At 43.7% G+C, this 8,268-nt stretch carries 7 protein-coding genes; 4 read left to right on the top strand and 3 right to left on the bottom strand.

Annotation, left to right across the window (positions count from 1 at the left end; genetic code table 11):
* Positions 1-231: transposase (locus tag AC1DU2_RS20730; protein WP_477361980.1), on the top strand; the 231-nt coding region annotated here is incomplete at its 5' end.
* Positions 232-235: 4 nt separating this feature from the next.
* On the opposite strand, the gene AC1DU2_RS20725 is transcribed toward AC1DU2_RS20730, so the two are convergent.
* Positions 236-1,930, bottom strand: coding sequence for a TonB-dependent receptor plug domain-containing protein (locus tag AC1DU2_RS20725; RefSeq protein ID WP_477386529.1), 1,695 nt, complete (start codon positions 1,928-1,930; stop codon positions 236-238).
* A 42-nt stretch (positions 1,931-1,972) separates the two neighbouring features.
* Positions 1,973-3,028 carry a FecR family protein gene (locus AC1DU2_RS20720; protein WP_477386527.1) on the bottom strand — a complete coding sequence of 352 codons (1,056 nt, stop codon included), beginning with the start codon at positions 3,026-3,028 and terminating at the stop codon, positions 1,973-1,975.
* A gap of 216 nt (positions 3,029-3,244) precedes the next feature.
* On the opposite strand from AC1DU2_RS20720, the gene AC1DU2_RS20715 reads away from it, so the two are divergent.
* The 3 genes from AC1DU2_RS20715 to AC1DU2_RS20705 all read left to right on the top strand — a co-directional run bounded on the left by AC1DU2_RS20715 (position 3,245) and on the right by AC1DU2_RS20705 (position 6,093).
* A complete protein-coding gene (locus tag AC1DU2_RS20715; protein ID WP_477386525.1) occupies positions 3,245-3,844 on the top strand; it encodes an RNA polymerase sigma factor in 600 nt (199 codons plus the stop codon).
* Between the two features lie 415 nt (positions 3,845-4,259).
* The gene (locus AC1DU2_RS20710) at positions 4,260-5,708 is read left to right on the top strand and encodes a sensor histidine kinase (RefSeq protein ID WP_477386523.1); all 1,449 of its coding nucleotides are present in this window, start codon (positions 4,260-4,262) and stop codon (positions 5,706-5,708) included.
* Positions 5,695-6,093: a response regulator gene (locus tag AC1DU2_RS20705; RefSeq protein WP_477386521.1), complete on the top strand. Its 399-nt coding sequence runs from the start codon at positions 5,695-5,697 to the stop codon at positions 6,091-6,093. The genes AC1DU2_RS20710 and AC1DU2_RS20705 overlap by 14 nt, the downstream gene beginning before the upstream one ends.
* A gap of 597 nt (positions 6,094-6,690) precedes the next feature.
* Here the strand turns inward: AC1DU2_RS20705 and AC1DU2_RS20700 are convergent.
* A complete protein-coding gene (locus tag AC1DU2_RS20700) occupies positions 6,691-8,265 on the bottom strand; it encodes a glycoside hydrolase family 43 protein (RefSeq protein ID WP_477386519.1) in 1,575 nt (524 codons plus the stop codon).
* Positions 8,266-8,268: the final 3 nt, after the last annotated feature.

Below are 8,268 nucleotides of genomic sequence, written 5' to 3'. Positions count from 1 at the left end.
CATTGGGGGATAGAAAATCAGTTGCACTGGCAACTGGATGTTGGTTTTGGCGAAGACTACAATACCACACGCAACAGGCAGGCCGCTCAAAACCTGGCAGTCGTCAGAAAAATAGCCTTAAATATTCTGAAAGCTGATAAAACCAGCAAGGCCAGCCTGAAGGCCAAACGAAAAATGGCTGGTTGGAACCATAAATTTCTGTTAACGCTTATCGCTAATAAAAATTTCTAATGCGTCAGCCCTGGTTAATCACCCAATAGGGGTCTAAACGATATTGGCCGCCTCCCCAGTCAACATAATTGCCCTCACTGTCTTTGTAACCGTTTTTAAAGTAGGCCTGATCGACGTTATTGGCCAAGCCAACAAAGGCATTGCCTATGTTGCCCGGATCATCGGCCAGCGCGGGACGGTTAACCACATCTTCGTTAAGATACATCACCTTTGCCGATAGCGTAACCTTGCTGCCGAATTTGGAACTACCGGTGAAATTAAAAGTATTACGACGCAAATTACTACCCGGCACAATATCACGGCTACGCATATCGGTTATTGACAAGCGGAACGATGAAATATCGTTTGAATTAGAAAAAGCTACGTTGTTGGTGGTTGTAGCGCCGGTACGAAAAAAGTTGTCGATATTGTTTTTAACCAGCGCGTACGGGCGGTATTTGCCATCAAACCCAATAACCTGTAAATTAGGATCGAGCCGGGGGCCGAAGTTGTTGAACAGTGTATTTTTTGCCTGCGATGGATCTACCACCATTTGCTCGGCGGTACCCTGGCCATAAATATATTGGTAATCGTTGTAATGGGTAAGCTGGTTTTCTATCGATGAGGTGCTGTTAACCTCAATACCCAGCTCTTTTTTTGAATTACCCTTTTTTGTTGTAATCAATATTACACCGTTGCCTGCGCGACTGCCATACAACGCCGAGGCCGAAGGGCCTTTCAGCACCGAGATCTTGTCGATATCATCGGGATTAATGGCCGAGATAGCATCGCCAAAATCAAAACCACCTGAATACTTCCCGCCACCTACCTGGCCATAGTTTGAGTTATCTATCGGTACGCCATCAACCACATAAAGCGGTTGATTGTTACCCGTTATGCTGGTATTGCCCCTGATGATAACCCTTGACGAGCCCGCCGGTCCGCCGGCTGTGCTGTTGATGATAAGCCCAGGTACTTTACCGGCAAGTGAGTTGATCACATTGGGCTCGCGGGCATGTTTAAGATCGTTACCGTCCACTTCGGCGGTAGCGTAGCCTAATGAGCGCTCTTCTCTTTTAATACCAAGCGCTGTTACTACTACGGTATTCAACTCGGTAGCTTTTGTTTTAAGGGTGATCTTTACTGTTTTGATTTTATCAGTAGCGATGATTGAATTAATCTCATAACCCATCATGGCAAAGGTTATAACATCACCATTGGCTACAGTTATTACAAAGCTGCCAGTTTCATTAGTTACAGCCGACCGATTTTTGGTGGTATTTACAACGGTAACGCCCGGCAACGGCTGGTTTTGATCGTCGGTTACCTTACCGGTAAGGCTAAAATCCTCAACAACCTGCGAGCTTACTTTTGCAGTTGGCTTTTCTGATTGGATCATTACCGTTTCGCCAACAATTTTATACTGGGCATGAAGTTCCTTCGTCACAAGGTCAATTACCTGTTGCAAACTTTGTTTGCTTACCGTAAGGCTGATTTTTTTTTGCAAATCAAGATCTTTAGGATTGTATGAAAAATGCACATTGGCAGCCTTCTCTATCTGGTTAAATACAGTCGGTATCGGTGTATTTTTCCAATTGAAAGAATAGGCCTGTGTAGATGACTGCGCGTACCCGGAGAAAGATACAATCAATAATATTGACGGTATCATCCTCTGCAGCATCCAGGAGAGCAATCGTGAACGGAGTAGTGGTTTTTGCATATAGTTTGGGTTTTTAAATATTTAAAATCATTAGGTTTAAATTCAGAATATCAGTTTTATGACGTTGCCGTCCTGTTTGTAGGTAAAATGATTGGTAAAGCCAATGGCGTCCAGTACTTCGGCAATGCTTTTTCCGCTAAACTCGCCGGTAAATGATATACTGTCACCCGCTTTATCAACCGGGGCAATTACTATCCCGTACATGGCCTTCATTTTCAGGGCAATCTCCGCCAAGCCGGCACTTTTAAACACCAGTTTTCGGTTTATCCAGTTTTGAAGGTCGTTGGCATTAAAGTTGGTTTGGGTAAATACCTTGTCGCCTTTAAAAAGCGTGGCTTTCTGACCTGGTATAAGGGTTACATCGGCCACTTCCAAATCGGGCTGCGTACACTCAACTTTAACCTTACCGGTTGATAACATTACACTTGCCACACCCGATCCGGAATAGCTTTCAACCTTAAATGAGGTACCAAGGGCGGTTGTGGCCGTTTTACCGGTAATTACAACAAAGGGTTTACGCTTATTTTTTGTAACAGAAAAGAAAGCTTCACCGTTTAGTAAGAGGTGGCGGTTATGGGCATTATAATCGGTGGCAATTTTTAAAGAGGTTGCCCCATTAAGCAGCGCTGTGCTTCCATCGGGCAGGCGAATAAATTTGCGTTCACCGGCACCGGTTTGCCCTATCAGGGTATAGTTATGATCGGTAGCCGCGCTGTAAAGAGCCGCGCCTGTAGTATTGGTATTTAACTGATACACCGCGAATGCACCTGCCATAATTAATAACGCAGCGGCAACGGTCATCCATCGCATAAAATAATTACGTAAGCCAATAATCCTGCCTTCGGGCTGTTCTGCTTCAACTGTTTCGTCCAATGCGCTTTTAAGGCGTTCAAGCCCTGTGGCCTTTTCTGCAGCGCCAACTTTAATGCCCAATAACAGGCATAACTCGCGGGCATCATCCATTTTTTTGCCAATACCTGGGTTTTGGGCCAATATATTTTCCCATTTGGCAATAGCTTCTGCATTCTCGGCATAGCAGTATGCCACAAAGCTATCGTCGGTTAAAAAGTCTTCTGTTTGGTATGAAGAATAGTCCATTTGTAATATAATTTGAAACGTTTACATACAAGTGCAATAGATTATTCTTTTTTACCAATGCTTTTCAAAATAAATTTTATGTTTCAGTTTTCAGGACAGCGCTATTGCATTATTCAATAAGTATTATGTAGTTTTATAAAAATTTTAAAAAGTTAATCATTTGTAAATCATGCGTTAATTTTCAATATTTAGATGGAAGTATCAAAAACAGTACTGATGAGTCCTAAACACAAGGACATTTACAAGAACTGGCAATTGCTTGCAGAAGGTGAAAAGCAGGGACTTTATGAATGCTTTAATATTTTTTATGATGATTTATATCGCTTCGGGCTTTCTCTTTACAAAAACCCCGAGCTTGTAAAGGAGGGTATCCACAATTTATTTTTAGAACTTTGGAAGATCAGGCATAAACTGGCCGATGTGCAGAACATCCAGCAATATACGCTGACCATTTATAAGCGGATATTATATAAAACGTATCAGCAATTATCAGCCGAAACTCAAACAGGCCATTTGATAGATGAGCTATCTATAGAAGATATCCCGGCCGAACCCTCCTATGAGTCGATACTGATAGCCAGCCAGCATGATGAGCATATGAAAAAAAGGTTGCAAAAGGCGCTGAACGAGCTATCGCCCAGGCAGAAAGAAATTATCCGCCTTCGGTACTTTGATGCCGTTTCATTTAAAGATATTGCCGACCAAACAGGCCTGAGCGAACGCACCGTTTACAACACTTTGCACAATGCCATCAAGGTTCTGCGCGATGTAATTTGCTGGGTAATCATTTTTAAGGGAAGCAGAGCGATCCATTAATTGACATAATTGGACACTAACGAGGGCAGATGACGATTCCCTGTTGCTAAAAACGGTAACTACCTGCAGAAAACATAACACCATATTTTGCCGTACTCAACTACAATACAACCGAAAACAACGAGCACATGTACCGGTTAAAGGTTTTGCCCCCATCCGGACGGAAAAACAGAAAAAACCATTAAGCTATTATTTTTTAATTTGCCTGATGTAATCCAATAATCACCTGGTTTTTAAATAGATCAAGTATTGCTACACCTTATCAGCATTAAAAATTTGCTTCCCCTAATACCTCTCAAGTTCTTTTTAGATAGAAAATTTTAAGGCGGTTCATAGGGTTGGCCAACAATATAGTTTCGTACTATGCTTTGTATGCTTATCTTGTGATGGAATATCGACAGGAGAAGTATTCGGGATGCAGACAAAATCAGAACTTTATCAAAATGCGGCCTCGTTGGCCGGGCTGGGAATCTGGGAGCGCAATTTCCTGGAGGGGACATTTTACTGGAATAAGATCATCTTCCAGATTATGGAGGTTGACGACGACTATATGGGCTCGATGGAGGATGTCATACTTTTTTACCGGGAACCAGCGAAGGTGAGGGCCTTAATAGATAAAGCGATTGTTTCAGGGCTGCCAGAAAGAGGCGAACTGGAAGTACTCACTGCGAAAAACACCCAAAAATGGGTTGAAGTGCGCGTACAGGCAGAATCGGCCGATGACCGCTGCACGCGCCTTTATGGCACGCTAACCGACATTACAGACAGGCGCTTGCAGGCTATGGCCCTGGAAGAAAGGGAACAACGCTTCTCCAAAGCGTTTGATCATGCGCCGATCGGGATGGCGCTGGTATCGCTCAACGGGGGCTGGATAAAAGTGAACACCAGCCTATGCCAGCTTTTTGGTTATACAGAGCCGGAATTCCTCGGTCACACTTTTCAGGAATTCACCTATCCGGCAGACCTGGAAAGCGACCTCGAGCAACTCAATTTACTTGTTGCAGGTGACATCGGCTCCTATACAATGGAAAAAAGGTACTACCATGCTGATGGCCGGATCATATGGGCCCTGCTGAGTGTTTCGCTGGTAAGAAGCGAGAGCGGTGCACCCCTTTACTTCGTTTCGCAAATTAAAGATGTTACCGACCAAAAAAACAGCATGGAGATCATTCGCCTCCAAAACGACCGGCTCCTGAATTTTGCGCATATCGTATCGCATAACCTCCGTTCACATTCTGGCAATATCCGGATGCTGACGAGCATGATCCTGGAAGAAACAGACCCGGCAGAAAAAGAGACTCTGGTGCAAATGCTTGACGGGAATGCTGCCAGCCTGCTGGAAACCCTGGCGCATTTGAACGAGGTGGTGAAGGTTCAGGAGAGCAGCGCAGACACAAGGGTAAGAATCGACCTGGCACATGAAGTAGAAAGAGGGCTAAATATCCTTTCTGCCTCTATCCGCGCCAGTAATGCAAGTATAATTAAAGATATGGATGATGGAATCACAGTTGTGTTTAATCCGGCTTACCTGGAGAGTGTACTGGTTAACCTGATAGGCAATAGTCTTAAATACCAGCATCCGGAGCGCCGGCCCGAAATAAAGATAAGCGCCAACCTGGATGACGGAGTGCCATTGCTTATCATAGCAGATAACGGTTTAGGGATCGATCTGGCCCTGCATGGCCACAAACTATTTGGTATGTATAAAACCTTTCACCGCCATCCTGATGCCAGGGGCATGGGGCTTTTCCTGGTAAAAAACCAGGTAGAGGCTATGGGTGGGAGGATTTGGGCCGAGAGCCAGCCCGGTGTTGGCACTTCTTTTTTTATTCAGTTTACACCCCTTATACATGAAAAAAACTGATATCGCCTGTCTGATCGATGACGATAAAATATTTACCTTTTTGATTTCCAAACAAATGCGCCTGGTAAATTTTTGTGAGCGCCTGCTTGTTTTTAATGCCGGCGATGAGGCGCTGGATTATTTAAAATCGGCGATAAAAATCCGGGAGAACATGCCTTCAGTAATCCTGCTTGACATCAACATGCCAGTGCTTGACGGATGGCAGTTCCTTGACGAGTTTATCAAATTCGATGTGCCCGAAAAAATAACGATTTACATCATCAGTTCTTCTATTGATCAGGCAGACCGGCTTAAAGCCGCAAGTTACCAGGAAGTTTCCAACTTTTATATAAAACCGATTACGAATGACGACCTGATTGAGATGCTGAACGGCACCGGGATTTGACGAAATGTAGCGCGAAACAACATCTTGAAAGGGGGACGCGGACAGCAGAAAAAAGCTTAACATTAATTATTTCGAAACACAAAAATGAACGGGTCCACTGGGACAGCCTTGCAGAATCCGCACGGTTTTATTGATGAATTGACTAAAATAGGCGGTTTTTCAAAAATTATCGATTATGATCTTAAAAAAGAATAAGCCCCTAAGTAGATCGTAATTGGGGAAGTAAAGAAACGAATGAGCATGAAAACCCTTCATATTTTTATCATCTGTACTGTAGCAGTATCGGCTAAAGTGTGGCTAATCGCACCGTACCTTTTCCAAAAACAATACAAATCAGACAATTACTTTAACATTGCAATCCAGACCCGTTTTTTATATGCCGAAGAATTCTAAAGCTGTCTTTCTCTTTATTACATATTGACCATTATTTGGCTGTGAGCTTATAAAGTGAACCTCAACCGAAATTCCGTTGACTTAAGCCTTTAAACCTAATGCCGTTTTTTGATAGTTTTGCACCCCTGCAAACATCTGGGTTTATAAGGATAATAATAGTAAGATATATTTTTCAATTTTTGCGTTCGTTAAATTTAACAGGATTTATTTTTCCGGGAAAATGGAACCTGTTATATGAAAAAAGTCAAAGTCAGCCGCCCCTCCTATATATTTTGTAGCATAATTAAACAAAGCAAAACGATAGCCCATGAAATGCGGGAAGGTATAGGCCATTTTTAATTGCGTGCCCAATGGCATCCACGTTTTCCCGTCCAGGCTATAAAAAAAGTCTGCCACGTCTTTTCTGTTCGTAAAATTGCATTCCGCCTTAAAGTATACTACCTTTTGGTTTAAGGGGATTGTTTGTGCTTCTACAGGTTTTCCGGTGCTTGCATTGATCATGACGACAGCTTTGCTATCCCTGGTTATTTTGACACCTGCCAACCCGTAATTTTTTTGCAAAAGGCCCAAACCCGCGAAATCACCATCTTTCATATTAGAAATGTCGAGCGAAACTGTCCCGGAGCACACCGGGCCGATAGTGCGTTGTGTCAATGAATTTCGTGCCGCCAGGAAATTGGTGTCAATCCTGCCGGTGCTTAGTCGTAAATACCCTTTCCGCGCGGTAACAGACCACAAGCTATTATCCGGGTTATGGTTCCATTGCCAAACCAGTGGTAATGCACGTTCGCCTTTTTTACGGGTAAACTCGTCTGAAGCGACGATGCCTGGGATCAAACCTTTGCCGGCCGGCAGGTCGAGTGTATCAGTCACTTTGCCATTGATGCCCAAAACGGGCCATCCATCCACCCACTTTACAGGTACCAAATAGGGAATACGGCCCACCGAGCCATAATCACGGAACAAATAAGAATACCAGGCTCCATTTGGCGCTTCAACCAATCCGCCTTGCGCCACACCCAGGTCCTGGAGGCCAATTCGTCCTTCGTACGGGCCGGTGATTTTATCTGCCCGGTGTATGATAACAGTGCGTACGTGGTCCGGTGGCCATGTAATATTAAAAAGATAATATTTGCCCTTTATCTTAAACAACTGAGAGCCCTCCGGACCGAGGCCAATGCCGCCCGAAGGCACGTTTGCCTTTTTAATGATAACCTGGTCCGTTCCGCCAGGCTTTATACCGGAAAGATCGTCCTTTAATTCAACTAACCTTAAATCTCCGCTCCCGCTAATCATATAAACCTTTCCGTCATCATCAAAAAACAAGGAGTGATCACCCAGGTCGGGGGCAAATGACCTGGCTTTCCATGGGCCTTTTTCAATATTTTTAGTACTGTAAATGTGCATTTTGCCGGTATTTGCAGAAAATGTGCTTACATAATAGGTGCCATTATGGAAACGGATAGAACTTGCCCACGAACCCTCCCCATACATATTTTTGCCATTTGTAAGATTCGTTGCATCAATATTTGCTAAAGTATCATATGCATAACCTACCGTCTTCCAGTTCACCAGGTCGTTCGACTTCATGATCGGTACACCGGGGCTCATATGCATCGTTGTGCTGCTCATGTAATAGCTGTTGCCTACACGTTCTATGGATATATCCGGTACATCTGCATAAATAATGGGATTAGTGGCTTTTTGTGCATATAAACACGGCACTATAAGCGTGATAATTAAGGCCATCATCCATAACCTGTAAATCGCATTTCTCATATT

Source organism: Mucilaginibacter sp. P4_C11 (assembly GCF_056402115.1).
The sequence above is the reverse complement of the archived record's forward strand: the minus strand, read 5'-3'. Positions and strand labels throughout refer to the sequence as shown.